This window comes from Brachybacterium halotolerans subsp. kimchii, assembly GCF_020792675.1.
In the GTDB taxonomy this organism is placed as follows: Bacteria; Actinomycetota; Actinomycetes; order Actinomycetales; family Dermabacteraceae; genus Brachybacterium; species Brachybacterium halotolerans.
The window spans coordinates 3,163,224-3,189,591 of record NZ_CP086254.1; the positions used below are offsets into that span (position 1 = coordinate 3,163,224).

Here is a 26,368-nt window from a genome sequence, read left to right on the forward strand (position 1 = left end):
CGGCGTCCCGACGTCCGCTCAGCTCTCCGAGTCCCCGTGCACGAACATCGCCGAGAAGTCGTGCTCGCCGCGGTCCGCGCGCTGCTGGACCTCGAGCGACTCGAGCGCCGCGCGGAGGGCGGGAAGGTCGGCCCCGTCGGCCCCGTCGGCGCCCATCGTGTCGAGCATGAGGCGGGCGTCCTTCGCGATCGCGTCGACCGTGAAGTCGCCGCCCTCGGTCGAGCGCTCGCCGCGCACGAACGGGCCCTTCATGCCGGCGATGAACGCGAGGCCCGTCGAGCCCAGCATGTCCAGGGTCGCCTCCTCGGAGACGCCGCATGCGGCACCGAGGGCGAGGGCCTCCTTGAGCCCCTGCGCGCTCACCGCGAGGGCGAGGTTCGCCAGCAGCTTCCCGGTCGAGGCCTCGCGGCCCGAGCCGACCTGGACGAGGCGATCGGGATCGGCCCACGGGGCGACGAGGTCGGCGACCTGCGCGCGGCGGTCCGCATCGGACGAGCCGACATAGACCCCGAGCAAGCCCTTGCGGGCCGGGCCCAGCGTGCCCACGACCGGCGCGGCGACATAGGTGGGGACGGTGGCGGCGAACTCGTCGGCGTCCGCGGGGGAGACGGTCGTGGTGTCGACCCAGGTCACCCCGTCCGGGACCAGTCCGGGCCCGGTGACGACCTCACGCACGGTGTCGGGGCCGAACAGGCTTGTGACCACCGCGTCCGCGCCGTCGACGGCCTCCTCGGGCACGTCGACCACGCGCGCCCCGCCCTTCTCGACGATCCGCGTGCGCTCGCGGGTGCGGTTCCAGGCCACGAGCTCGTGGCCAGCGCCCAGCAGCTGCAGGGCAAGCTCGGTGCCCATCCGTCCGGTGCCCAGGAATGCGATCCTCATGCCCACCAGTCTGTCACTGCTCCTAGAGTGGCCTCCATGAGTCCCGCACCCGCCCTGCCTCCGGTCATCGACGTCGAACGCTTCCGCACGCTGCGCGCGCAGCCCGGGGTGCGGGTCGCCGAGGTGCGCTGGGCGCTCGACGGGTCCAAGGACCGCTCGACCTTCCTGGCCGGGCACGTGCCCGGCTCGGTGTACATCGATCTCGGCACCGCCCTCGCCGCCCCCGCGCGGCCCGAGGCCGGACGCCATCCGCTGCCGGATCCCGCGGACTTCGCCGCGGCGCTCGGTGCGGCCGGCATCGGCGACGGCGACACCGTGCTCGCCCTCGACGACACCGACGGCTCGCAGGCCTCCCGCCTGGTGTGGATGCTGCGCGCGCTCGGCGTCGAGGCGGCGCTGCTCGACGGCGGCCTCGCCGCCTGGACGGCCGACGGCGGCGAGCTCTCGACCGATGCTCTCGCACCGGGCCCGGCCGCCTTCACCCCGAGGCCGTGGGGGAGCGACGTCACCGCGAGCGCCGACGAGGTCGAGGCCGTCGCGGGCCGCCCCGGCTCCGTCGTCATCGACGCCCGCGCGCCGGAGCGGTTCCGCGGGGACACCGAACCGATCGACCCGCGCGCGGGTCACGTGCCCGGCGCGATCAACGTCCCGTTCGCGGGGAACGTCGGGGCCGACGGGCGCTTCCTCGACCCGCAGGCGCTGCGCGAGCGCTTCGCGGCCGCCGGCGTGGGCGAGACGGACGAGATCATCGTCTACTGCGGCTCGGGTGTCACCGCGACCCACGACCTGCTCGCCCTCGAACGCGCCGGCTTCACCGGCGCCCGACTGTTCCCCGGTTCCTGGTCGCAGTGGAGCGCCGACGCGCGCCGCGAGGTCGCGACCGGGGAGTGATCCCGCAGCCTCCTCTGCGCCCCGCCCTCACGCCTCCGCGATGCGCTCGCGGATCGCGCGGACGATGCGCGAACGGTCCTGCGACGGGTCGAGCCCGAGGACCGCGGCCCAGACCAGCACGACCTCCTCGTGGTAGCTGTGGCCGTGGCCGCCGTCGACCTCGGCCGACAGCGGCATGTCGGCAGCGATCTGCCAGAAGGTGATCCACGGGGCCCAGCCCACGGCGCCGGTGACGTCCCTGCCCACGCGCTCCCGCAGCCAGTCCGGCCTGCGCACCAGCAGCGACGGCTGCCACCAGACCACGGGGTCAGAGGCGTGCTGCACGTAGGCCACGCGCGGCGCCCGCCAGGGCCCGAAGGCCGGTCCGCGGCCGTGGAAGGGGCGCTCCAGGTCCGCCGGCTCCGTGATGAAGCGGATGTGCTCGCCCTCGCCGACGACCGGTGCGATCTCCGGGGTGCCCGGGCGTCGTGCCTCGGTGAGCTCGCGCCAGATCGGCGTGAAACCCGGGGTCCCCGTCCACACCGCGCCATCGATGCGCGCGAGCATCTCCGACGCATCGGCGAAGGCCGCCTGACCGGCGAAGGAGCCGAGGGACTCCCCGGCCACGAAGAATCGCGGGCGTGCGTGCGGCTCCATGGCATCGAGCCGTCCGCGCACCGCTTCGAACAGCAGGCGTCCTGCGCGCTGCGGGGTGCGCCGGTCCAGCACGTAGTTCAGGGCGCTCGAGTAGACGGAGTACTGCAGCGAGGCGGTCGCGCAGTCCCCGCCGGTGAGGAACTCGACCGAGGACAGCGCCCACTCCTGCAGCCACCCGGTGCCCGTCCCCGTGAACAGCACGAGCACCTCCCGCTCCCAGGCGCGCGTGCGATCGAGCTCGGCGATCACGGCCGCGACGGTCTGCTCGAGCGTGCGGTCCGAGCGCTTGCCCGCGTACACGCGGATCGGCGTGCGCGCGCTCGCGCCCGTGGCCTGCGCGATCTCCTCGGCGCTCGCCGCGGAGGAGACGATGCGCCGCCCCGCCGCGCCCAGGGACTCCCAGCTCTCGTTGGAGGCGATCGAGCCGGACACCAGATCGGAGGCGGGGCGCCGCAGGTCGGGGGAGAGCAGCCGGTTGGCCTGCTCGGCGCGCTCGATCATCCGCTCGATCACCTGGCCGCGCAGCAGGCGGTCGACCACGAGCACGAGCGTCGCCGAGGTGAGCAAGGCGGAGCCGATGCCGACGGCGAGCGGCGGCAGGTAGGGCCGCAGCACGAGCCGGTAGAGGCGGGCCGTGGCGCCGACGACGCGCGAGGCCATGAGCACGGCGGCGAAGATGCCAAGTCCCGCCGCGGTGCCGACTGCATGGGTGGCGAGGTTCTTCGGCTCGCGATGCACGAGCACGCTGATCTCCCGCTGCCGCAGCGCGCCGCGCGTCCACGAGTAGGCCGTGATCCCGACCAGCGCTGCCGCGCCGCCCCAGCGCAGCATCTCCCGGTGCCGGGGGCGCAGGGGCTCGCGCGCCGCGGGATGGGAGAGGCGCCGCACGGCCAGGCGGCCGGCCCGCCCCAGCACCACGCCTGAGGCGTAGCCGTAGGTCGTGGACAGCGCGTAGTTCGCCGCCCACATCCACCAGGTGCGCGGCAGCAGGCTCGGCGAGGTCGCGATCCAGCCGGCCATGCTCGCGCCCAGGAAGCCCGAGGCGCTCAGCGGGGTCGTGGTCGCCACGCGCCCTGCGGCGCGGCGGATCATGCGGCGGGTCGCGCGCGGGGCGACGTCGGCATGGAGGGTGCGGGCGAGGCGCCCGACGGCGTGCAGCAGGCGCCGCGAGGACCCCCGCGAGGACGCAGAGGATGAACCGGAGGAGAAGGGAGGGGAGGCGGCGCGCGTGGGGCGGAGTGCCGAACCGATGCGCATGCTCCCAGGCTAGCCTTGGTCCATGAAGATCCTGCTGCCGGACACGATGGACCTCGACCCCGACCTGCCCGAGGGGTGGGAGGCCGTCGTCGTCGACGCCCGCGAGCCGATCCCCGCCGAGCACCATGACGCCGAGGTCCTCGTGGTCTGGGGCTCCTCGCGCCGCCACCTCGAGTCGGCCGCGCGCGACCTGGGCTCTCTCCGCCTCGTGCAGTCCCTCGCCGCCGGGGTCGACGGGATCCTCGCCGCGGGCTTCGCCGAGGACGTGGTGATCGCGACCGGCGCCGGCCTGCACTCGCGCACCGTGAGCGAGCACGCCCTCGCCCTGCTGCTCACGCTCGTGCGCCGCCTGCCCGAGGCGCGCATCGCCCAGGAGCACCACGAGTGGTCCGGCGAGCTCGGCGGCCTGCAGCCCCTCCATCCCGAAGGCCGCCTCACCACCCTGCTCGACGCCCGCGTGCTGATCTGGGGCTTCGGCGAGATCGGGCAGACCCTCGCCCCGATCCTCGCCGCGCTCGGCGCGCACGTGCGTGGGGTCGCCCGCAGTGCGGGGGAGCGCTCCGGCTTCGAGGTCATCGCGGCGGACGACGTCATCTCCGCCCTGCCGTCGACCGACGTCCTCATCGACATCCTCCCGGCCTCCCAGGAGACCGCGGGGGCCGTCGGCCGAGAGGTCCTGGACGCCCTGCCGGACCACGCGATCCTCGTGAACGTGGGACGCGGGGCGACCGTCGACCAGAGCGCCCTCCTCGAGGCCCTCGAGGAGGGACGCCTGGGCGCCGCCGGCATCGACGTCACCGATCCCGAGCCACTCCCGGCCGACGACCCGCTGTGGGGAGCGCCGCGACTGCTGATCACGCCCCACGGCGCGGGCGGACGCCCCGTCGGCGCCGACGAGCGGATCGCGCGGAATGTCCGCTCGCTCACGCTCGGCGAGGAGATCCTGCACACCACCGCGCGCTGAGCCCGGCCGCCCCTCCGCGCACCGGTCCCGGTCCTGGTCACCCGGGTTCCGCTGTCCGCCCGTACTGCCCGAGTCGCGTCCCGGCCGTCCCACCTGCGCGTATGGGCCGACATGCCGGGGCCGTCGAGCGCTGCGGCGCGCCGTGGCGCGGCTGCCCGCGCCGTCGTCCGCCGGAGCATCCGCCCCGTCGCTCGGGCCGCTCTGCAGGTTAAAGTGAAGGGATTTTGTCCCGCGCCCCCACCGTACGAAAGGACATGCGGCCCTGCCTCCTGGCCGCAGACCCCTGTATGAGCAGCGACACCGATACCCATCAGCTCCTCGAGCAGCTCGATGCCGCGAAGGCCTCTGCCGAGAACCCGCCGCCCCGCCGCAAGGGGCTCGACAAGTTCGTCTTCTTCCCCGCCGCGATCCTCGCGGTCGCCTTCGTCCTCTGGGGCGTCATCAGCCCGACCGGTCTCGGCGGCGTCGCGACCAAGATGCTCAACGGCACCATGTCGAACTTCGGCTGGCTGTTCGTCATCGCCGGCTCCGTGTTCACCGTCTTCGTCATCGTGGTCGCCTTCAGCCGCTTCGGCTCGATCCCGCTGGGCAAGGACGACGAGGAGCCCGAGTTCAAGACCAGCTCCTGGATCGCGATGATGTTCGCGACCGGTATGGGCATCGGCCTCATCTTCTACGGCGTGGGCGAGCCGCTCTTCTTCTACCTCTCCCCTCCGCCCAACACGGTCGAGCCGGAGGCCGCGCAGGCCGCCGCCACCGCCATGGGCCAGACGGCCTTCCACTGGACCCTGTATCCGTGGGCGATGTACGCGATCGTCGGCCTCGGCGTCGCGTACGGCTCGTTCCGCCTGGGCCGCTCCCAGCTGTTCTCCTCGATGTTCACCGGCCTGTTCGGCGAGCGCGCCGTGAACGGCGTCGGCGGGAAGATCATCAACATCCTGGCGATCCTCGCGACCCTGTTCGGCTCCGCCTGCTCCCTGGGCCTGGGCGCCCTGCAGATCGGCGGCGGCATCACCGCCTCCGGCCTCATGGACAAGGTCACCAGCCCGATCCTCGTGATCATCATCGCGGTGCTCACCGCGTGCTTCGTGGCCTCCGCGGTCTCGGGCATCGAGAAGGGCATCCAGATGCTCTCGAACATCAACATGGTGCTCGCGGTGCTGCTGGCGATCATCGTGTTCATCGGCGGGCCCACCCTGTTCATCCTGAACATCATTCCGTCCACCATCGGCGAGTTCATCAAGGACCTGCCGCAGATGGCCTCGCGCACCTCCGCGAACGGCGGCGGCGACGTGCAGACCTGGCTGTCCACCTGGACCGTCTTCTACTGGGCGTGGTGGATCTCCTGGTCGCCCTTCGTGGGCCTGTTCATCGCCCGCATCTCCCGCGGCCGCACCGTGCGCCAGTTCGTCACCGGCGTGCTGCTGGTGCCCTCGGGCATCTCGATCCTGTGGTTCGCGATCTTCGGCGGAGGGGCCATCGGCCTGCAGGAGCGCGCCGAGCAGGCCGGCGACGCCGCGAAGAAGCTCGCCCAGACCGGCGACGACATCAACTTCGACACCGTGCTGTTCGACCTGCTGAACCACATGCCGGTGCCGCACTGGGTGTACATCATCCTGGTCGTGCTCTCGGTGGTCCTGGTCGCGATCTTCTTCGTCACGGGCGCGGACTCCGCCTCGATCGTCATGGGCGGTCTCGCCGAGAATGGCGCTGAGGAGCCGCGCAAGTTCCAGGTCATCTTCTGGGGCGTCGCCACCGGCGCCGTCGCGGCGGTGATGCTGCTCGCGGGCGGCGACGATCCTGCTGAGGCCCTGAACGGCCTGAAGAACATCACCATCGTCTCGGCCCTTCCCTTCGTGATCGTGATGCTGCTGCTGTGCATCTCGATCTGGAAGGACATGTCCAAGGACCCGCTGGTGCTGCAGAACCGCCTCGCGCGCGCCGTGCTCGTCGACTCGGTCTCGGCCGGCATCGACATGCACGACGGCGAGGTGTTCCAGCTGCGCACCCACCCCGCGCCCTCGGACTCCGACAGCGAGCCCGCGCTCGTGCCCACCGGCCGTCGGGCCGACGGGACCCCGGCGCGGGACGCCGTCGTCGACGGCGAGAACACCCATCGGGCCGACGCCCCGGCGGGTGACACGGCCGATGCCCCGAGCGACGCCCCGGCGGACGCCGACGAGAAGGACAAGGGCACGGACGAGCGCTGAGCGCCCGAGCCCGAGCTCGACCCGAGGGATCCCCTCGGACGCACGGGAGCCCCCGATCCGCCGCAGCGGGTCGGGGGCTCCTGCATGTGCGGGGTGGGGAGAAGAGGGCCCGGCCGCTCAGCCCGCCGCCACGTCCTCGAGCAGCCGGCAGACGGCGCGGGCCGACGTCTCGGCGACCACGTCGAGCTCGAGATGGAACTGCTCGTCGGCCTCCGGCCCGCAGAGGTCCGAGATCGCGCGCATCGCGAGGAACGGAACCCCCAGCGAGGAACAGGTCTGGGCGATCGCCGTGGACTCCATGTCGGCGCTGAGGGCGCCGGGGAAGCGCTCGCGCATGGGGGCGGCGATCTCGGCGGTCACGAAGGCGTCCCCGGAGAGCATGAGACCGCGGCGCACTCCGTGCGCGCTCGCCGCCTCCTCGGCCGCGCGCGCCGCGAGGTCCACCAGGCGCGGATCGGTGCGGAAGCGCTCGGGGCCGCCGGGCACCTGGCCGGGCGCATAGCCGAAGGCGGTCGCATCGGCGATCGAATAGGTGAAGGACTCCCCGATCACGAGCGAGCCCACGCCGATCCCGGAGGCGAGGCCACCCGCCGAGCCCGCGCTGATCACCAGGCGCGGCCGCTGGGTGAGGATGCCCCAGGTCGCCGCGGCCGTCGCCGCGCTGATGCCGATCCCGCTGGTCGCGACCACGGCGTGGAGCCCGCCCAGGGTGCCCGCCCAGGCGTGGGCCGGGGCCGACAGCGGGAGATCGACGCGGCGCGGGGAGAGCATGCGCTCGACCAGCGGCGAGGCCTCCTCGTCCATCGCGGCGAGGATCAGGACGGGGCCGTTCCCTGGGAGGACAGGGCGCTCGGCGCCGGGGCCGACGGCAGGACCGACGGCGGGGTCGGCGTCGGGGTCCGCGGCGGGGGAGTGCGCGCCCGAGGGCGTGGTGGAGGACGTCATGCCGTGCAGGCTACCTGCGGCTCGGAGTCGCTAGGCTGGTGGGGACCGAGCCCACCGCACAGGAGACGTGATGAGTCGTATCCGCGACGCCGCGATCATGGCAGGACGCACCGTGCGCCGGCTGCCTCTGCCGAAGGCCTTCTACACCCATACGCTGCGCGAGGCGCGCCGCCCGATGCCCGGCGGCGGTGTCCTCAAGCGCCATGCGGTGGACGTGGAGATGATCGACCGCACCCGCTGCGTCTGGCTCGACCGCCACCACGCGTCGAACGGCGTGATCGTCCACCTGCACGGCGGCGCCTTCCTCTCCGGCCCGTTCCCGGGCGACTGGGCATGGCTCTCCCGCCAGGCCGACGCCCAGCAGTGCGCGGGCCTCCTCGTGGACTACCGCACCGCGCCGGACCACCAGCACCCCGTCGCCCTCGAGGACGTAGAGGCCGTGCTCGCACGCCTCGCCGGCTCCGGTGCGCTCGGCGAGGCGCCCTGGGTGCTCTCGTGCCACAACGCGGGGGCCGCGCTCGCGCTCGCCGTCGTGCGCCGCATCCGCGACGGCGTCGGCCCGCTGGCCGACATCCCCGAGCCCGCGCTGGTCGTGCTCATGTCCCCCTGGGCGGACCTCGAGCTCGCCAACACCGGCATGACCGAGACGGGACGGCGGGACTTCCCGCAGGAGCGGCGTCTGCTCACCCTCGCCGCGCAGTCCTACGCAGGCCGCACGCCCCTGGACGACCAGGACCTCTCCCCGGTCAACGCCCACCTCCACGACCTGCCGCCGATCCACCTCAGCGTGGGCACGGACGACATCTTCCTCACCGATGCCCGCGTGCTGCGTCTGCAGCTCGAGGAGGCCGGCCCCGAGGTCTCCTACCGGGAGATCCACGGGCGCCTCGCCTTCCTCTCGGGTCTGCGGCCGGGCGAGGAGATGGGGCGTCTGCTCACCGAGCAGCGCGCGGCGATCGCGAAGGCGCTCGGCACGGACTGAGTGGCCGACGGGCAGATCAGCCCTCGATGATGACGAGCGAGGCGCCGCTGCTGGGCTGAGGGGCCCAGCGGCGCGCCGGCACGGTGCGCAGCAGTCCCAGCACCAGCAGGGCGTTGCCCGCGATGTAGGAGCCCATCACCCACAGGTCGGACTCGGGGATCCAGGCGCCCGGCAGGAACCAGGACATCCCCAGCACGGAGCTCGAGAGCAGCAGCAGGGTGCCGCCGATCCAGGTCAGCGGGTTCACGCCGGCCGAGAGGAAGGCGACGGCGGCGAGCACCAGCGCGTAGACGACCAGCAGCGGCAGCAGGCTCCCGGCGCCCCCCGCGCACGCGAGGAACAGCCCGATGACCACGCCGCCGTAGGGGATCGCGAGCAGCAGGTGCAGCCCGTCGAGCTCGCGCAGCCAGTACGGGGCGAGCGTGGCCGCGTAGACGATGAGCGCGAGCAGGAACAGCACGGAGGTCGCGCCGTGCGCCCACGGCGTGAAGCCCGGGGCGATGTCGGCGAGGAAGGCCAGGGCGAGCGCGAAGGTGAGGCGCTTGGCCATGCGCTGGGTGAGCGAGAGCGCGCTGAGGACCGCGACGATGAGCGCGGGCGCCAGCAGGGCCTTGGTGGCCAGCGCGAGGGCACCGGTGTTCGTCACGAGGGCGATCATGTGCAGGACGGCCGCGACGATGTAGACCGCCCACGCGGCCGCATGCGTCCTCCGGCTTCTCACCACCGTCACAGGTTACGAAGCGCCGGCGCGTGATGACCAGCGACTTCTGTACCGCAGCAGGACACGGTTCGGTCACGAACGGACACGGTTCCGTCACGGCGGCGACGAACATGCACCCATGACCGGACATGCCGGATTCCCGGGCCGGTCGTCACATGCGCTGCGGCGCGCGCACCCCCAGGGCGTCGAGCCCCTCGACCAGGACCCGCTCGGTGAGCTCGGCGAGGGCGAGACGGCCCGCCCGCACCTCGCCGTCGGACTCCTTGAGGATCGGGGAGGCGTCGTAGAAGGCCGTGAAGGCCTGCGCGAGGGAGAACAGGTAGGCGCACAGGCGGTGCGGCTCGTACGCGGCGCCGACCTGCTCGAGCGTGGGACCGAACTGCAGCAGCTCGAGGGCGAGCGCCCGCTCGGCGTCGTTCTCGACGCGCGGGGCCGGGCCGGCGGTGACGCCCTGCTCGGCGGCGCGCCGCGAGATCGAGCGGATGCGCGCGACCGCGTACTGCAGGTAGGGGGCGGTGTTGCCCGTGAGGGCGAGCATCCGCTCGAGGTCGAAGACGTAGTCGGAGTCGTGCGCGGTCGAGAGATCCGCGTACTTCACGCCGCCGATGCCCACGGCGTGCGCGATCTCGGCGCGCTCGTCCTCGGGAAGGTCGGGGCGCAGCTCGTCGATGACGCCGCGGGCGGTCTGCACGGCCTCCTCGAGCAGGGACATCAGGCGCAGCGAGGTGCCCGAGCGGGTGCGCAGGATCTTCCCGTCCTCGCCCAGCACCGAGCCGATCTTCACGTGCGTCGCCTCGACGGCGTCCGTGAGCCAGCCCGCCTCGCGCGCGGTCTCGAAGACCATGTTCATGTGCAGCTCCTGCGCGGTGCCGATCACGTAGGCGATGCGGTCGGCGCGCAGGTCCTGGATGCGATGGCGGATGGCCGCGAGGTCGGTCGTGCCGTACCCGTAGCCGCCGTCGGACTTGCGGATGATCAGCGGCAGCGGCTTCTCGTCGCGGCCGATGAAGCCCTCGGGGAACACGCACAGCGCGCCATCGGAGATCCGGGCGAGGCCGTCGGCCTCGAGCTGCTTCGCGACGATCTCGAGCTGGTCGTTGTAGCTGGACTCCCCGGCGAGGTCGTCGTCCGTGAGGGTCACGTCCAGCATGTCGTAGATGCGGTGGAAGTACTGCTTGGACAGCTCCACCAGGCGGGTCCAGATCTCCAGGGTCTGCTGGTCCCCGGCCTGCAGGGTGACCACGCGGGAGCGCGCGCGGTCCGCGAAGGCGGAGTCGCCGTCGAACTTCGCGCGGGCGTGCTGGTAGAAGGCGTTGGGGTCGCTCTCCAGGAGCTTCGCCTCGTCGCCGTCCTCGCCCACGTCCAGGAGGTGCTCGATGAGCATGCCGAAGGGCGTGCCCCAGTCGCCGATGTGGTTCTGGCGCACGACGGTGTGGCCGAGCTTCTCGAGGGTGCGCGCGAGGGCGTCGCCCACGACCGTGGTGCGCAGGTGGCCGACGTGCATCTCCTTGGCGACGTTCGGCGCCGAGTAGTCGATGACCACGGTGTCGGCGTGGTCGGGCGCGGGGATGCCCAGGTGCGCATCAGGGAGGGCGAGCTCGGCCGCCTGGTTGCCGATCCAGTCCGTGCGCAGGCGGATGTTGAGGAAGCCGGGCCCGGCGATCTCCGGGGTCTCGGCGAGCCCGGTGAGGTCGACGGCGTCCAGGATCTGCTGGGCCACGTCCCGGGGCTTCGCGCCCACGCGCTTCGCGAGGCCCATCGCCGCGTTGCACTGGAAGTCGGCGAACTGCGAGGGGCGGATGATCGGGTCCGCGTCGCGGAACTCCTCCCCGAAGGCCTGGGCGAAGGCGGACTGGAAGCGCTCGGTGAGCGCGAGCTCGGGTGCTGGCATGCCTCCCAGCGTACCCAGGCACGGCCCGCACGAGCACGCCCGCGAGCAGGCATGCGACCGCGGCCACGCTCCCGGCCCGTCGGCCGACGGCGCGCCCCGGACGGACGCACCGTCTCCCCGCCTAGAATCGGCCCGCAGAAGGCCCCGGAGCCCGGCGTCGTCCGACGACGACGGATCGGGCGGGATCGGGGCCGCAGGGTCGAGGAGCAGGGAGGGACCGGATGGCGCGCGACCGCCGTGGCTCACGGGGCGGGGACGAGGACTGGATCTTCTCCGCGGATCCCGGGACGGTCCCCACCGAGAAGCTTCCCGGCCGCGAGGAGGTCGAGCTGCTCGCCACCGAGCGGGCCGGCCACCCGCGGCACCGCAGGCCCGTGCGCCCGACCGTGCAGACGGGCGGGCAGGACGACGGGCAGGCGGGCGACGACCTCCGCGACACCCGCACCGGCGCGCTCCCCGCGCTCGACGAGGACGGCCAGGTGCCCGAGGACGGCGCGGCCGCAGGGAACCGCGCGGGGACCGACGACGGGACAGATGTCGGGACCGACGACGGGAACGGCACCGGGACCGACGCGGACTGGACCCGCGAGAGCACCGATGAGGACGCCCGCACCCTCGCCCCGCACGGCGAGGACGCCCCCGCGCCCGTCGGCGGCTCCTCGGACGCTGAGAACGGCTCCGCCGCGACCTACGCGCGCTCGGGCACCACGCCGAACGCGGCCGACGCCCCGGGGCGCTCCCCGGCGATCCCCGCGCGCTTCGCCGACCTCGGCGCCTTCGACGCCCTGCGCGACGTCACCGCCTTCGTGTGCCTGGTCGCCGCCCTGTCGACCTCCTTCACCCACGCCGGGTACACCCCGGTGGACCTCATCGGACGCATCGCGGTCGGCTTCGGGCTGCTCGTGCTCGTGGTGGTCCTCGTGCTGCGCTGGGTGCCGAAGACCTCGCCGCTTCGGCTCGTGCGGACCGTCCGCGTGATCGGCCTCGCGCCCGTGCTGCTGGTGGCCGTCGGCACGATCGTCGCCGACCTCGTGACCTCGATCCCCGTCATGTTCTCCCCGCTGCCCGAGGGCCCGCCCCTCGGCCTCGGGGCCGGGGTCTCCCTGCTGCTCGCGGGCGCCGTGGTCGGCATCGAGCCGCGCGCCCACGAGGGCTATCTGCCCTCGGCGCTCGCGCGGCGCCGCTCGCGCACGGTGATCGCCGGCATCGCCCTGGCCGCCGCCGCATCCTTCGTGTTCGCCGTGGTCATGCTCGTGGGCCGCGTCTTCGTCACCGGCTGGGCGTACTCGCTCATCACCTTCGCGAGCGCGATCGTCTCCGCGCTCCTGCTGACGCTGCTGATCGGGGCGGCGCTGCGCCGCGACCGCTCCTGGTTCGTGTTCTGCGCGGGCGCCGCCTCGGGCCTGGTGATCCTCGCGATCGCCGACAACTCCCTGCGCCTCGAGTTCGCCGCACCGACCTCGTTCGCGACGGACTTCGTCTACCTGCCCTTCGTGTTCGCCGCCTGGGGCGTGATGATCTCGCGCTCGTTCGTGCGCACGATGCCGCTGAACTTCCAGCGCGTGGACTGGATCGTCTACGCCGTGCGCGCCTTCGAGTTCGGCGCGATCATGCACGCCGCCGCGATCGTGTGGAACCTGATCGCAGCGGTCGCCGCGATCGGGGGAGCGGGCATGGGCGGGCCGGTCATCCACGTGATGGATGCCGTGATTTCCGCGTGCTTCGTCGCGATCTCGCTGTTCGCGCGCCGCTCGCTGCTCGAGCGCCCGGCCGACGTGGCCCGCTCGAGCGCCGTCATCGCGGGCGTGGTCATGCTGGTCGTCGGCTTCCTCGACGTCATCGTGAACTCCCTGGCGACCGGCGCCGGGGCGGGCCTGATGACCGGCGGCGTCGCGCTCGCCGTCGGCGTCGTCGCGGCCCTCATGCTCACCGTGCCCGCGCCCGTGCGCGACGAGTACGGCGCGCCGGACCTCAGCCGCATGTTCGCCGACTTCCGCACTCGCAACGAGCCCGCCACCGCGGCCTCCCCGGAGCTGATCCCCGACGTCTCCGCGGAGCGCGCACGGATCAAGGTCTTCCCCGGGGCCGCGCGGCGCTGATCCGGCGGTCGTCGTGCTGATCCGCCGACCGCGCTGACCGGCCGAACGCCCCCGACCCGCCCTCCTCACCCCTGGAGCACCCATGCCCGTCTGGACACTGCACGGCGACGGCCGCTCCGTCGCCCCCGATGCGATCGTGCGCCCCGAGGAGCGCCTGGCGTGGCCGCTGACCATCGGCATCGGCGCCCAGCACGTGGTCGCCATGTTCGGCGCCACCTTCCTGGTCCCGCTGCTGACGGACTTCCCGCCCTCGACGACCCTGCTGTTCAGCGGCATCGGCACCCTGCTGTTCCTGGTGATCACCCGCAACCGGGTGCCCAGCTACCTGGGGTCCTCCTTCGCGTTCATCGCCCCGATCACCGCCTCCACGCAGGCCGGGTCGATGTCCGCGGCCCTCGGCGGGGTGCTCGTCATCGGCATCGCGATGGCGCTGCTGGGGCTGCTCGTGCAGGCCGTGGGCACGCGCTGGATCGGGCTGCTCATGCCGCCCGTGGTGATGGGCTCGATCGTCGCCCTCATCGGCTTCAACCTCGCGCCCACGGCCTACGGGAACTTCCAGAAGTCCGCGGTGACCGCGACCATCACGCTGTTCGCCGTGGTGCTGTGCACGGCGCTGTTCAAGGGCATGCTGGGCCGGGTCTCGGTGCTGCTGGGCGTGATCGTCGGGTACCTCGTCGCCGTCGCCCGCGGCGAGGTCGACTTCACGACCGTCCACGAGGCCCATTGGCTCGGGCTGCCCCAGTTCCACCACCCCACCCTGGACCTCTCGCTGCTGCCGATGTTCCTGCCGGTGATCGTGGTGCTGCTGGCGGAGAACGTCGGCCACGTGACGAGCGTGGGACTGATGACCGGGCGGAACCTCGACCACATGGTGGGGCGCACGCTCGCCTCCGACGGCATCGCCACGGCGCTCTCGGCCGTGTTCGGCGGTTCGCCGACCACCACTTACGGCGAGAACATCGGCGTCATGTCCGCGACCCGCGTGTACTCGACCGCCGCCTACTGGGTCGCGGGCGTCGTTGCGATCCTGCTCTCGCTCTCCCCGAAGGTGGGAGCCCTCATCAACACGATCCCGCCGGGCGTGCTGGGCGGCGTGACCTTCGTGCTCTACGGGCTCATCGGCATCGTGGGCGTGCGCATGTGGGTCGACGGCAACGTGGACTTCTCCCGCCCGAAGAACCAGATCACGGCGGGCGTCGCCCTCGTGGTCGGCATCGCGAACGTCACCTGGACCTTCGGCGGCATCCAGCTCACCGGCATCGCGCTGGGCACCCTCGCCGCGCTCGTCATCTACCACCTGATGGCCGGGATCGGACGGTTCACCGGGACGGACCGGGCGGCGGCGCCGACGGATGGAGCGGCGGCGCCGACGGACCACGAGCAGACGCGGCCCATCGACCCGGAGCGGTGAGGAGCGACGACATGACGGCGCCGCTCACCCGCCTCGCCACGCCCGCCGACCGCGACATCGTCCGCACCCTGCGCCTGCGCACCCTGCAGGAGGATCCCGAGGCGTTCGGCTCGACCTACGAGGGGACCCTCGAGCGCGAGCGCGAGGACCCGACCTTTTGGGACCGCTTCCTCGCGCTCGGCGCATGCATCCTGGCGACCCCCGAGGGCGGTGAGGTCCCACGGGGCATCGCCCGGGTGGTCCCCGCGACGGAGCCGGGGGAGCCGGCCATGATCTTCTCCGTGTGGGTCGCCTCGGAGGCGCGCGGGACCGGCACGGGCCGGGCCCTCATCGACGCCTGCATCGACTGGGCCGAGGAGCACCTTCCCGGGGTCCGGCTCCGGTTGCACGTGATGCGGGAGAACCCGGCCGCCCGACGGCTCTACGAGCGCTGCGGTTTCGGGGAGATCGGAGCGGATCCCGAGGACCCCGGGCAGCTCGTCATGGAGCGCCGCTCGGGCCGCGCTCTCCCCGCCGTGCTGCTGCCCACCGCGCTCGTCGCCCGCTATCGGGCCGTGGACAGGGAGATCGTCGGCTCCCCGCACCTCGACACCCCCACGCACCTTGATGCGATCGAGGCCGATGCGCGCGTCCGAGGCATCCGCACCCCGCTCGACCTCGCCTTCAACGAGCAGTTCGCGACGCTCGACGGGAACCATCGCGTGGCCGTCGCCCTGCGCCTCGGCCTCGCCCAGGTTCCCGTGCACGTCACCCGTCGGCTGTTGAGCCCCCGTCCCGAGCACGCCCGACCGATGCGTCCCGAGGATCTCGCCGTGCTCGAGGAGGCGCTCGCGAGCGTGCAGCCCGACTGAGGGGCCGACGGGGCGGGCGCGGCCGCCGCCCCGCCCTGCCGAGCCCCGCCCCGACACGTGGCGCCCCATCGGCCCTCACCATCGGTCCCCGTCGGCCCCCACCGTCGGTCCCCGTCGGCCTGCCTTCGGCACCGGGCTGGGGTGTTCGCCGCGCCCCGTGTACGGTCCGAGGGTGACCAGCGCGCTCAGCACTTACTTCGACCGGCAGAGGCACGTCCTCGGCTCCGCCGCGCCCGACGGCGACATCCCCGACCTCGCGCGCCTCTCCGGCGCCCGCGAGGACCACCTCGCCGTGGCCCTGTGCATGGCCGACGGCGAGATCACGACCGTCGGCACCGACCACAGCTTCCCGATCCAGTCGATCTCCAAGGCCTTCGCGTACGGCGCGGCGATCGACCTGCATGGCCTCGAGTACGTGAACTCGATCGTCGACGAGGAGCCCACGGGCGAGCAGTTCAACGCCCTCAGCCTCGACGTGTGGACGAAGAAGCCCAAGAACCCGCTCGTGAACATCGGGGCGATCCGCACCCATGCGATGCTCGGTCCCACCCAGGGCGAGCGCACCGAGCGTCTGCGCTCCGTGCTCGAGGCCGCCGCCGGCCACACGCTCGCCCTGCACGAGGCGACCCGCCGCGAGGAGGCCCGCACGGCCGACCGCAACCTCGCGCTCGCCTACATGCTGCGCGCCGCCGGCTCGATGACCGAGGAGGCCCACGAGGTCGTCGAGGGGTACATCGAGGGCTGCTCGGTCCTCGCCTCGGTCACCGACCTCGCCGTGATGGCCGCGACCCTCGCCTCGGGCGGCACCAACCCGCTGACGGGCGAGGAGGTCTTCTCCCGCGTCGCCGCCCGCAAGACCCTCTCCGTCATGCTCACCTGCGGGATGTACGACAACGCGGGCGACTGGGTGAGCGACGTCGGCCTGCCCGCGAAGTCCGGGGTCGCCGGAGGGATCATCGCCGCGCTGCCCTCCCGCTTCGGCATCGCGACCTACGCCCCGCAGCTGGACCTGCACGGCAACTCCGTGCGCGGCACGCTCCTGTTCGAGCGCTTCAGCGAGGACTTCGCCCTGCACATGCTCGACGGCGTCGAGCCCATGGACCTCGAGCGCCGCGCCGCCGAGATCGTCGAGGTGAGCGGCGAGCACTGAGGGCGCCGCCCGTGCTCGCGGCTCGCTCGCGCCCCGCTCTCCCGTCCATCCGTCCGCCCGTCCGCCTGCCCACCCGCTGTGCCGCAGTGCACATCTCTGAGGGCGGGCCAGCGGTGTGGTCGACCATGGGGTGCGGTTAGGCTCTCCTTCATGACGACCGATCTCCGATCGACCGCCGTCGAGGAGAGCGCCGTCCCGTCCGAGGACCTCGCCCCCGACGGAGCAGGCGAGACCTCCCGGTGCACCGCATCGCCCGACCCCGCGCGCCGGCTCGACGCCGAGGGCCTCGTGCTGCGCTACGGCCGCAGCGAGGTCGTGCACGGCGTCGACCTGCAGATCCGCCCCAGCGAGGTCACGGTGCTGCTGGGCCCCAACGGCAGCGGCAAGTCGACCGTGCTGCGCGCCGTCTCCCGCCTGCACCCGCTGACCCAGGGCGAGGTGCGCATCGCCGAGCGCGACGCGGCGCTCATGGGCGCCAAGGACTTCGCGCGCACGCTCACCCTCTTCTCCCAGAGCCGCGGCACCCCGCAGGGCCTCACGGTGCGCGAGGTCGTGGCCTTCGGCCGCCACCCGCACCGCCGCCGCTTCGCCGGTCTCTCCGAGGCCGACGAGGCCGCGATCGAACGGGCCATGGAGCTGACCGGCACCACGGCCTTCGCCGCCCGCGGCGTCGGCGAGCTCTCCGGCGGGGAGATCCAGCGCGTCTGGCTGGCCTCCTGCCTCGCCCAGGACACCGGCATCGTCCTGCTCGACGAGCCCACCAACCACCTCGACCTGCGCTTCCAGATCGAGACCCTGGACCTCGTGCGGGACCTCGCGGTCGAGCACGGCGCCGCGATCGGCGTGGTCCTGCACGACCTCGGCCAGGCCGCCCGCATCGCCGACCGGGTGGTGCTGCTGCGCCGCGGCGACGTCCACGCGGCCGGCACCGTCGACGAGGTCCTGACCTCGCAGCATCTCAGCGAGGTCTACGAGATCCCCATCGAGACCAGCACGGATCCCGCCAGCGGACGCCGCCGGATCGAGGTCGCCGAACGGCGCCCTCGCGCCCGCTGACCGCACGTCGCCCCACCGCAGCCGCCACCGCGCTGCACACCATCCCGCCCGAACCCGGCCGCCCGGCCGACACCACCCCGGAGAACCATGACCCCCACCCCGCTCAGGACCCTCGCGTCGACCACCGCCTCCTCGCGCCCGTCCCCGCTGCGCCGCCTCGGCGCCGTCCTCACCCTGGGCCTCACGGCTCTCTCGCTCGCCGCCTGCGGCACGACCGACGTCGAGGCGTCCACCGACGCCACGAAGGACGCCTCAGCCGTGTCCGAGTCCTGCGCCGACGACTCCACCTCGACCGCGACTGGCCCCGTCGAGCTCACCGACGACTTCGGCCGCACCGTGAAGCTCGACGAGCCCGCGAAGCGCGTCGCCGTCCTCGAATGGCAGCAGACCGAGGACCTCCTCAGCCTCTGCGTGACGCCCGTGGGCGTCGCCGACGTCGAGGGCTTCACCACCTGGGACACCGCCGAGAAGCTCCCCGACGGCGTCACGGACGTCGGCCAGCGCGGCGAGCCCGACCTCGACACCCTCTACGGCACGGACCCCGACCTCATCATCGTCGAGGCCTCCAGCAAGGACGACGAGATCATCGGCCAGCTCGAGGAGCGCGGAGTGCCGGTGCTCGCCACCCAGGGCGCCGACGCGAAGGACCCCATCGGGAATATGAAGGACCTGTTCTCCCTGATCGGGAAGGCGACCGGCCGGACCGAGCGCGCGGACGCGGTCCTCGAGGAGTTCGATCAGCACCTCGCCGAGGCCAAGAAGAAGGTCGAGGACGTCGACCTGCCCACGCGCGATTTCGTCTACTTCGACGGTTGGGTCGACGGCGGCAACGTCTCCATCCGCCCCTTCGGGAAGGGCGCCCTGTTCAGCGCGCTCGGCGAGGAGCTCGGGCTGAAGCCCGCCTGGACCGGGAAGACCGACGCGATCTACGGGCTGGGCCAGACCGACATCGAGGGCCTCACCTCCGTGGGCGACGCGAACCTCTTCTTTACGTCGACCGACGACCCGGCCGGCAACTACGTCACCGAGCTCGAGAAGAACGACATCTGGACCTCGCTGCCCGCCGTCGAGGACGGCCGCGCCCACGCGTTCCCCTCGAGCATCTGGACGTTCGGCGGCCCCCGCACCTCCGAGCAGGCGGTCGACGCCTACGTCGACGCGCTCACGAAGTGACCCGCCCGTGACCCCCACGGCGAGCCCCACCGCCGCCCCCGAGAGCGCGGAGCGGGCCCCGGCCGCGACGCCGACCCCCGCAGCGCCCCGGCGCGCGGGCGTCGGCGCGCTACTCGCGGGCGGCGGCGGGCTCGTCGTGCTCGCCCTGGCGCTGGTGATCGTCGGCGCCTGGCACCTCACCCAGGGGACCTCGGGCATCGGCCTCGGGGACCTGCTGCGCGCCGCCGTCGGGGCGGAGCCCGCCGACCGGGCGGGGGAGGGCGGCGTCCCCGTCTCCGCGATCTTCTCCGCCTCGCGCCTGCCGCGGCTGCTCGCCGGGGTCGCGGTCGGCTTCGCGCTCGGCGCGGCGGGCGCCGTCCTGCAGTCGATCTCCCGCAACGCCCTCGCCTCGCCCGACACCCTCGCCGTGACCGCCGGCTCCTACCTCGCGATCGTCGCCGTCGCCGCCTTCGGACTGGCCGTGCCGATCTGGGCGTCCGGCGCCGTGGCCTTCGCCGGCGGCCTCGCCGCCGCGGGCCTCGTGCTCGCGATCTCGGGCGGCGCGGGGACCTCCACCACGCGGCTCGTGCTCGCCGGGTCCGCGGTCGCGCTCGCCCTGCAGGCCGCGACCTCCGCCCTGCTCATCCTCTTCGAGGTGCAGACCACGGGCCTGTTCGCCTGGGGGAGCGGCTCTCTCGCCCAGTTGAACCTCGACGCCTCCCTGCGCGCGATCCCGGTGATCGCCGGCGTGCTCGTGGTGATGCTGCTGATCTCCCGGCGCCTGGACATCCTGGGCCTGGGCGACGACGCCGCCTCCTCCCTCGGCATCCCGGTGCGCCGCACCCGCGTGCTCGGGATCCTCGGCGCCGTGCTGCTCACCGCGATCGCCGTGACCGTCGCCGGGCCCGTCGGCTTCGTGGGCCTGGGCGCCCCGGTGCTCGCCCGCCTGCTCGCGGTGCTGCTGCCCGCCCTGCACCGCCACGTGCTGCTCATCCCCGCCTCGGGACTCCTGGGTGCGCTCGTCGTCATCCTGGCCGACGCGCTGCTGCGCGGCATCGCCGGCGCCGAGGCCGCCGCGAAGATCCCCACCGGCATCGCGACTTCCCTGCTGGGCGCGATCATCATGATCGTCCTGGCCCGTCGGCTGCGGGACTCGGGGCCCGCGAAGGAGCCGCCGCAGGCCCGCACCCCGCCGCGCTCCGGCCGGCGCGCCCTCGTGATCGGCGTGATCGTCCTCGCGGCGCTCGCCGCGGCAGGACTCGTCGGACTGCTCGCGGGCAGCCTCTGGCTGCGCACGGGCGACGTGCTCCTGTGGCTCCAGCACGCGGCTCCTGCGCCGGTGCGCTTCGCGCTCGACGAGCGCCTGCCGAGGACCACCGCCGCGATCGTGGGCGGCGCGTCGCTCGCGCTGGCCGGCAGCGTCGTGCAGTCCACCGTCCGCAACCCGCTCGCCGAGCCCGGCATCCTCGGCATCACCGCCGGAGCGGGCCTCGGCGCCGTGCTCGCGATCAGCGCCGGCGGCGCGGGCGGCGCGAGCCGGCCCGTGATGGTGGGCGCCGCCATCGTCGGCGGCCTCGTCACCTTCGCCGTCATCTACCTGCTGGCCTGGCGGCGCGGCATCCGACCCGAGCGCCTCGTGCTCGTGGGCATCGGCATGGGCTTCGCCCTCTCCTCCCTCTCCACGTTCCTGCTGCTGTGGCAGAACCCGTGGGACACCCCGCGCCTGCTCACCTGGCTCTCCGGCACCACCTACGGCCGCAGCCTGGTCGACGTCGCGATCGTCGCCGTGGCCCTGGTGCTCATCGCCCCCTTCGTGCTCTCCCGCTCGCGCGAGCTCGACCTGCTCGCGCTCGACGAGGACTCGCCGCGGATCCTCGGCGTGCGCCTCGAGCGCACCCGTCTCGCGGTGATCGCGTGCGCGGCCGTGCTCGCCTCCGTCAGTGTCATCGCGGTGGGCACGATCGGGTTCGTGGGGCTCGTCGCCCCGCACCTCGCGCGGGCCCTTGTCGGCGCGAGGCACCTGCGCTCCGTGCCGGTCGCGATGCTGCTGGGCGCGCTGCTGGTGAGCATCGCCGACACGATCGGCCGCACCCTCATCGCCCCCACCCAGGTCCCCGCGGGACTCGTCGTGGCGATCATCGGCGCGCCCTACTTCGTCTGGCTGCTCTGGCGCTCGCGCGCCTGAGGAGCCGGGTGCCGATGGGGCTGGCGGGGCCGACGGGACTGCAGGGGCCGACGGGTCGGCGGGCGCCTCAGACGCGCGGCGCCAGGTGGATTCCGGCGATCATGCAGCGCACCGATCCGCCCGCCGTCTCGATCGTCGGCACCTCGACCGCGCGCACGCGGCACGAGCGCTCTATCCGCCGACGCTGATCGAGGGTGAGCGCCGCGGCGGCGGTCCCCGACATCATCAGCGAGCGTTCGCCCGCGGGATCGGAGGCCGCGCCCGCCTCCGACACGACCTCGAGGCAGTTCCCCGCGAAGGCCCGCACCTGGCCCTCGTCGATCTCGACGACCTCCCGGCCGCCCGCGCGCAGGCGCTCGCGCACGGCCTCCCGCCGCGCCGGGTCCCGGATCATCGAGGCGCCCAGGACGGCGACCTCGGTCCCCACGCTCATCAGCACGTTCGTGTGATAGACGGGCACGCCCGCGGCGTCGGCCGCATCGAAGACGAGGGGTTCGAGACCGAGGTCCGCGCACACTTCCGCGAGCAGCGTCTCGTCGAGGCGCCGCGAGCGGCACGCGAAGGCCGTGCCCGTGACGTCGTCGAGCACCATCGCCCCGGTGCCCTCGAGGAAGCGCGCGTCGGCCTCCCCGTCGGAGTAGTCCACGACCCTGCGCACGTGGAAGCACCTGCGCAGCGCGGCGACGATGTCCGCGCGGCGCTCGGCGCGGCGGCTGGGCGCATACATGGGGAACAGGGCGAGCGTGCCGTCCGCGTGCGTGCTCAGCCAGTTGTTCGGGAACACGCTGTCGGGGGTCGCCGTGCCCAGATCATCGAACATCGTCACCGCGACGCCCGCTGCGTCGAGCGCGTCCGCGAGGCGCCCCACCTCGTCGTACGCCCTCCGGGCGAGCACGGCGGGGTCCTCGGCGCGCGCGGCGCCGAGGGACTGGAAGGCGTTGTCGAGCGCCGTCTCCGGGTTCGCCGTGAAGTGATGGGGCCGCACCAGCAGTGCCCGCGACGGGGACTGCACGGGGAGCGGATGCTCCGACCGAGCACCGGCGAGGGCCGGGGCACTCATCGCCCGCCGACCGGGGACAGCGAATTGACCAGCGAGAACAGGTCCTTGGGGTCGCTCGGGGAGGCCACCAGGTCCACGTCGGAGACGAGGTCGGTGCCGGCCGTCGCGTCGCGTGCGCAGCGCAGGCCCGAGAAGTCGGAGATCGCGAAGCCCACCGAGTCGAACACGGTGATCTGCTCGGGCGAGGTGCGCCCCGCGGCCGTGCCCGTGAGCACCTCCCAGAGCTCGGTGACGGCGAAGTCATCCGGCATCTGCTGGATCTCGCCCTCGATGCGGGTCTGCGGCGTGAACTCGACGAACACGTCACCGGCCTCGAGGATCCGCGGGTCCAGCTCGGTCTTGCCGGGGCAGTCGCCGCCGATCGCGTTGACGTGCACGCCGGGGCGCACGTCGGCCAGGTCCAGGACCCGGTTCTGGGCCTTGTCCGCGGTGCAGGTCGTGATGATGTCCGCGCCCTCGGCCGCCTCCGCGGCGGTCGCGGCGTCGTGGATGCGGAAGCCGAGCGGCTCGAGGTTGCGGCGCACCTTGTCGACCGCCGCGGGGTCGACGTCGAACACGCGCAGCTCCTCGATGCCGAGCACCCCGCGGAAGGCGAGCGCCTGGAACTCCGACTGCGAACCCGCGCCGATGAGCGCGAGCTCGCGGGAGTCGGGCCGGGCGAGGGTGCGGGCGGCGAGGGCGGAGGCGGCCGCCGTGCGCAGCGCCGTCAGCAGCGTCATCTCGGAGAGGAACACCGGGTAGCCGTTGTCGACGTCGGCGAGGACGCCGAAGGCGGTCACGGTCTGGAAGCCGCGCGCGGGGTTCGAGGGATGACCGTTGACGTACTTGAACGCGTACGTCTCGCCGTCGGAGGTCGGCATCAGCTCGATCACGCCGAACGGGGTGTGGCTCGCGATCCGGGGGATCCGCTCGAAGCTCTGCCAGCGCCGGAAGTCGTGGTCGAGGTACCCGACCATGGTGGTGAGGATGTTCTGGGCGCCGTCCCGCACGATCCAGCGGGCCATGTTCGCCACGTCGAGCAGCTGCGTCATCGTCATCGCTCCGTCTCTCGCGGTGTGCCTGGTGATGATCAGCGTAGATTTCGCAGATGGCAGGCGGAAGAGCAGGATCGCGCGAGATCTGCCAAGTTCATGTGCATTCTGCGAGCGGAGATCTAGCATTCTGCGCATGAACACTGCACAGGACGGCTCCGCGGACCGGCTGACGGATCTGGACCGGCGACTGCTGGCGGAGCTGCGCACCGACGGGCGCGCGCCGATCGCCTCCCTCGCCCAGCGGCTCGGCGTCTCGCGGGCGACGGTCTCGCACCGGATCGAGAAGCTCACCGCCCAGGGCGTGATCGTCGGCTTCTCGGTGCGCGTGCGCGACTATGCGCAGGCGGCGCCCGTGCGGGCGATCTCGTTCATCGAGGTCGAGGGGCGCACGACGGACCGGGCGATCGACGCCCTGCGCGGCTTCGTCGAGATCCAGAACCTCCACACGACCAACGGCGGCTGGGACCTGGTCGCCGAGATCGCCTGCGAGGACCTCGCGGCCTTCGACGGCGTGCTGCGACGGATCCGCGGCATCGAGGGCGTGGTCAACTCGGAGACGAGCCTGCTGCTGAGCTCAGTGGTGCGCTGACGGGGCCGGGACGTCGCGGTCGTCGCGGATCCGGGCATGGGCGGACCCGCAGGCTGCGCTCGTGCGCCTGCCGGATGGACGAGGTCCGGCGCCTGCGGGTCCGGGCAGCTCGGTGGGATTCGCTGCACGTCCCTCGATCTGGTGGTCGGCGGCGGTGCCGCCGGTCAGGTCGATGGTCGCCTCAGCGGCGAGCCACCTCACATGTCCGAGAGAACTTCATCTGTCGGATCACCTCCTTCCCTGTGTCCGACGAGCGTAGGACTGGACGTGAGAGGGCGGCAAGGGATTAACGGGAGCGGACGCGGGCGCGGGGTTGGGAGCGTAAGCACGCGGGGGCCGGGTGCGGAAGCGGGCGCGTGCACCGGCGACGACGAGCGGGCCTCGAGCTTCATCCTGCGGGCAGCACGAGGTCGAGGCGGAAGCCGCCGTCGACCCGCTGCGCCGTGATGCCGCCGCCGTGGGCCTCGGCGATGCCGCGCACGATCGCGAGGCCGAGGCCCGCGCCGCCGGAGGCGCCGAGGTCGTCGGACTGCGTGCGCGCGGGATCCTCGCGCCACCCGACCTCGAAGATCCGCCCGATGTGCTCGCTCGCGACGCCCGGCCCCTGGTCCAGGACGCTGAGGACCAGGCGGCTGCCGGGCAGGACGTCGGCCGAGACCACGATCTCCCCGCCGTCGGGGGAGTGGCGCACGCCGTTGCTGAGGAGGTTCGCGAGCGCTCGCGTGAGCTCGCGCGGATCCGCCCGCAGCACGCGGCCCTCGATGCCGCGGTGCACGATGCGGATCCCGCGGCGCTGGGCCACGGGCATCACATCGGCGACGGCGTCGGAGACGAGATCCAGCAGCTCGACGGTCTCCCGCCGCAGCACGAGGGTGCCGGACTGCAGGCGGGAGAGCTCGAAGAGGTCCTCGACCATCGAGCTGAGCGTGTCCACGCGACCGCGGATGCCGCGCGCATAGGCGGTGGGATCGTCGGCGGTGCCCGCCTCGAGCGCCTCGGCCATCGCGCGCAGACCCGTGAGCGGGGTGCGCAGGTCGTGGGAGATCCACGCGATCGACTGCCGGCGGTCCGCGTCCAGCGCCTCGATCTCCGCGCGCGCCGCGTCGAGCCGACGGGACGTCTCCTCGAGCTCGGTCGAGAGGGTCTCGAACTCCCTCCAGCCGGGCCCGCCGGCCCCGTCCGTGCCCTCGGACCCGTTCGTGCCGTCGGATCCGTCCGCGCCGGCCGAGCCACCGGTCCCGACCCCGGTCCCGACGCCGGCCCGGTTCCCGAGCCGCCGCGCCGAGTCCGCGAGCGCCGTGATCGAGGTGCGGACCCGCCGGCCCAGCAGCAGTCGCGCGGCCGCGATCGAGATCAGGCCCGAGACGGCGAGCACCCAGGCTAGGACCGCGAGATCGTGCGCGGAGAAGTACATCTCCACGAGCACCGCGAGGGTCGTCCCCGCGATCGAGAGCACCGTCGCGACCAGCAGGATCACCGTCTGCGAGACGATGCTGCCGCGCCGGTTCAGGCGCAGCGCCCACCAGGCGCCGCCCATCACGATGCCCGTGCACACGATCGTCGTCGCGACGATGAGCAGGTAGTCGATCGGGCTCAGCACGTCGGCCCCGTCTCCAGCCGGTACCCGGCGCCCCACTCGGTGCGCAGGAAGCGCGGGGTCGTCGGGTCGGGCTCGATCTTCTCGCGCAGGCGGCGCACGTGGACGGTCACCGTCGAGGCATCGCCCTCGCTCCAGCCCCAGACCTCGCGGAGGATCTCGTCGCGGCGCACCACCTGGCCCTCGCGACCCAGCAGGAACAGGAACAGCTCGTACTCGCGCGAGGTCAGCGCGATCTCGCGGTCCCCGATCCGCAGCCGCCTGTGCGCGGGATCCACGCGGAACGCCCCGGCCGTGAACGCGACGGGCGCCGCATCCGGCAGACGCCGACGCAGCAGGGCCTCGAGCCGCAGCTGCAGCTCGCGCAGGGAGAAGGGCTTGGGGAGGTAGTCGTCGGCCCCGTGCGCGAGGCCCTCGATGCGGTGGTCGACGGTGCCCAGCGCGGTGAGCATGAGGATCGGCACGTCGCTGATCCCGCGCACGCGGCGGCACAGCTCGTCGCCGCTGAGCCGCGGCAGCATCCGGTCCAGCACGATCACGTCCGGGACCTGCGCCCGTATCGCCTCCCACGCGGCATCGCCCGCCGCGAAGGCGTCGACCCGGTGACCGGCCGCCCGCAGATGGTCGCCGACCACCGTGCGCACGGCCGGATCGTCCTCGACGATCATCACCCGCGCGCCCGCGCTCGTCCTCTCGCTGCCGGCCACGCAGCCAGCGTAGGCGCAGGGGACGGCCGCGGATCTTACGGATCCGTCACGCGCCCTTACGGTTCCGTCATCGCGCTCACAGAGCCGTCATCCTCCTT

The 26,368-nt window shown here is 73.1% G+C and carries 21 protein-coding genes; 12 read left to right on the forward strand and 9 right to left on the reverse strand.

What is annotated here, in order from left to right; all coding sequences use genetic code 11:
- Positions 1-18 precede the first annotated feature (18 nt).
- Positions 19-882 (reverse strand): NAD(P)-dependent oxidoreductase, encoded by an 864-nt coding sequence (locus Bra3105_RS14195; protein WP_228357364.1) that lies wholly within the window; start codon positions 880-882, stop codon positions 19-21.
- Positions 883-918: 36 nt separating this feature from the next.
- On the opposite strand from Bra3105_RS14195, the gene Bra3105_RS14200 reads away from it, so the two are divergent.
- Positions 919-1,773, forward strand: coding sequence for a sulfurtransferase (locus Bra3105_RS14200; RefSeq protein WP_228357365.1), 855 nt, complete (start codon positions 919-921; stop codon positions 1,771-1,773).
- Positions 1,774-1,800: 27 nt separating this feature from the next.
- Here Bra3105_RS14200 and Bra3105_RS14205 read toward each other — a convergent pair whose 3' ends face one another.
- A complete protein-coding gene (locus Bra3105_RS14205; RefSeq protein WP_228357366.1) occupies positions 1,801-3,666 on the reverse strand; it encodes an alpha/beta hydrolase in 1,866 nt (621 codons plus the stop codon).
- Between the two features lie 22 nt (positions 3,667-3,688).
- Here Bra3105_RS14205 and Bra3105_RS14210 point away from each other — a divergent pair, with 22 nt between their 5' ends.
- Together Bra3105_RS14210 and Bra3105_RS14215 are read left to right on the forward strand one after the other, a co-directional pair.
- Positions 3,689-4,630: a phosphoglycerate dehydrogenase gene (locus tag Bra3105_RS14210; RefSeq protein WP_200502492.1), complete on the forward strand. Its 942-nt coding sequence runs from the start codon at positions 3,689-3,691 to the stop codon at positions 4,628-4,630.
- Between the two features lie 287 nt (positions 4,631-4,917).
- The gene (locus Bra3105_RS14215) at positions 4,918-6,840 is read left to right on the forward strand and encodes a BCCT family transporter (RefSeq protein WP_228357367.1); all 1,923 of its coding nucleotides are present in this window, start codon (positions 4,918-4,920) and stop codon (positions 6,838-6,840) included.
- A 117-nt stretch (positions 6,841-6,957) separates the two neighbouring features.
- Here Bra3105_RS14215 and mtnN read toward each other — a convergent pair whose 3' ends face one another.
- Positions 6,958-7,785, reverse strand: coding sequence for a 5'-methylthioadenosine/S-adenosylhomocysteine nucleosidase (mtnN, locus tag Bra3105_RS14220; protein WP_228357368.1), 828 nt, complete (start codon positions 7,783-7,785; stop codon positions 6,958-6,960).
- Positions 7,786-7,855: 70 nt separating this feature from the next.
- Here mtnN and Bra3105_RS14225 point away from each other — a divergent pair, with 70 nt between their 5' ends.
- Positions 7,856-8,767 (forward strand): alpha/beta hydrolase fold domain-containing protein, encoded by a 912-nt coding sequence (locus tag Bra3105_RS14225; protein WP_200502498.1) that lies wholly within the window; start codon positions 7,856-7,858, stop codon positions 8,765-8,767.
- A gap of 16 nt (positions 8,768-8,783) precedes the next feature.
- Here Bra3105_RS14225 and Bra3105_RS14230 read toward each other — a convergent pair whose 3' ends face one another.
- Positions 8,784-9,488: a lysoplasmalogenase family protein gene (locus Bra3105_RS14230; RefSeq protein WP_228357369.1), complete on the reverse strand. Its 705-nt coding sequence runs from the start codon at positions 9,486-9,488 to the stop codon at positions 8,784-8,786.
- A gap of 151 nt (positions 9,489-9,639) precedes the next feature.
- On the reverse strand, positions 9,640-11,379 hold the full coding sequence (gene argS, locus Bra3105_RS14235) for an arginine--tRNA ligase (protein ID WP_200502499.1): 1,740 nt from the start codon (positions 11,377-11,379) through the stop codon (positions 9,640-9,642).
- 221 nt (positions 11,380-11,600) lie between these two features.
- Between argS and Bra3105_RS14240 the strand changes: the two genes are divergently transcribed.
- From Bra3105_RS14240 to Bra3105_RS14270, 7 genes are all read left to right on the forward strand, one after another.
- A complete protein-coding gene (locus tag Bra3105_RS14240; RefSeq protein ID WP_228357370.1) occupies positions 11,601-13,478 on the forward strand; it encodes a DUF7937 domain-containing protein in 1,878 nt (625 codons plus the stop codon).
- An 82-nt stretch (positions 13,479-13,560) separates the two neighbouring features.
- Positions 13,561-14,889, forward strand: a complete 1,329-nt coding sequence (locus Bra3105_RS14245; RefSeq protein WP_228357371.1) for a uracil-xanthine permease family protein — start codon at positions 13,561-13,563, stop codon at positions 14,887-14,889.
- Between the two features lie 11 nt (positions 14,890-14,900).
- Positions 14,901-15,740: a GNAT family N-acetyltransferase gene (locus Bra3105_RS14250; protein ID WP_228357372.1), complete on the forward strand. Its 840-nt coding sequence runs from the start codon at positions 14,901-14,903 to the stop codon at positions 15,738-15,740.
- 172 nt (positions 15,741-15,912) lie between these two features.
- Positions 15,913-16,890 carry a glutaminase A gene (gene glsA, locus Bra3105_RS14255; RefSeq protein WP_228357373.1) on the forward strand — a complete coding sequence of 326 codons (978 nt, stop codon included), beginning with the start codon at positions 15,913-15,915 and terminating at the stop codon, positions 16,888-16,890.
- 150 nt (positions 16,891-17,040) lie between these two features.
- Positions 17,041-17,946: an ABC transporter ATP-binding protein gene (locus tag Bra3105_RS14260; protein ID WP_228357374.1), complete on the forward strand. Its 906-nt coding sequence runs from the start codon at positions 17,041-17,043 to the stop codon at positions 17,944-17,946.
- An 87-nt stretch (positions 17,947-18,033) separates the two neighbouring features.
- On the forward strand, positions 18,034-19,119 hold the full coding sequence (locus Bra3105_RS14265) for an iron-siderophore ABC transporter substrate-binding protein (RefSeq protein WP_228357375.1): 1,086 nt from the start codon (positions 18,034-18,036) through the stop codon (positions 19,117-19,119).
- A gap of 7 nt (positions 19,120-19,126) precedes the next feature.
- Positions 19,127-21,283 (forward strand): iron ABC transporter permease, encoded by a 2,157-nt coding sequence (locus Bra3105_RS14270; RefSeq protein WP_228357376.1) that lies wholly within the window; start codon positions 19,127-19,129, stop codon positions 21,281-21,283.
- A 67-nt stretch (positions 21,284-21,350) separates the two neighbouring features.
- Here Bra3105_RS14270 and ctlX read toward each other — a convergent pair whose 3' ends face one another.
- Positions 21,351-22,295: a citrulline utilization hydrolase CtlX gene (ctlX, locus tag Bra3105_RS14275; RefSeq protein ID WP_228357377.1), complete on the reverse strand. Its 945-nt coding sequence runs from the start codon at positions 22,293-22,295 to the stop codon at positions 21,351-21,353.
- A gap of 44 nt (positions 22,296-22,339) precedes the next feature.
- Positions 22,340-23,374 (reverse strand): ornithine cyclodeaminase, encoded by a 1,035-nt coding sequence (locus Bra3105_RS14280; RefSeq protein WP_228357378.1) that lies wholly within the window; start codon positions 23,372-23,374, stop codon positions 22,340-22,342.
- Between the two features lie 136 nt (positions 23,375-23,510).
- Between Bra3105_RS14280 and Bra3105_RS14285 the strand changes: the two genes are divergently transcribed.
- Entirely contained in the window at positions 23,511-23,966 is a 456-nt protein-coding gene (locus tag Bra3105_RS14285) for an Lrp/AsnC family transcriptional regulator (protein WP_228357379.1), read from the forward strand.
- A gap of 388 nt (positions 23,967-24,354) precedes the next feature.
- On the opposite strand, the gene Bra3105_RS14290 is transcribed toward Bra3105_RS14285, so the two are convergent.
- The gene (locus tag Bra3105_RS14290; protein ID WP_228357380.1) at positions 24,355-25,566 is read right to left on the reverse strand and encodes a sensor histidine kinase; all 1,212 of its coding nucleotides are present in this window, start codon (positions 25,564-25,566) and stop codon (positions 24,355-24,357) included.
- The gene (locus Bra3105_RS14295; protein WP_323188825.1) at positions 25,560-26,270 is read right to left on the reverse strand and encodes a response regulator transcription factor; all 711 of its coding nucleotides are present in this window, start codon (positions 26,268-26,270) and stop codon (positions 25,560-25,562) included. The genes Bra3105_RS14290 and Bra3105_RS14295 overlap by 7 nt, the downstream gene beginning before the upstream one ends.
- Between the last annotated feature and the right edge of the window lie 98 nt (positions 26,271-26,368).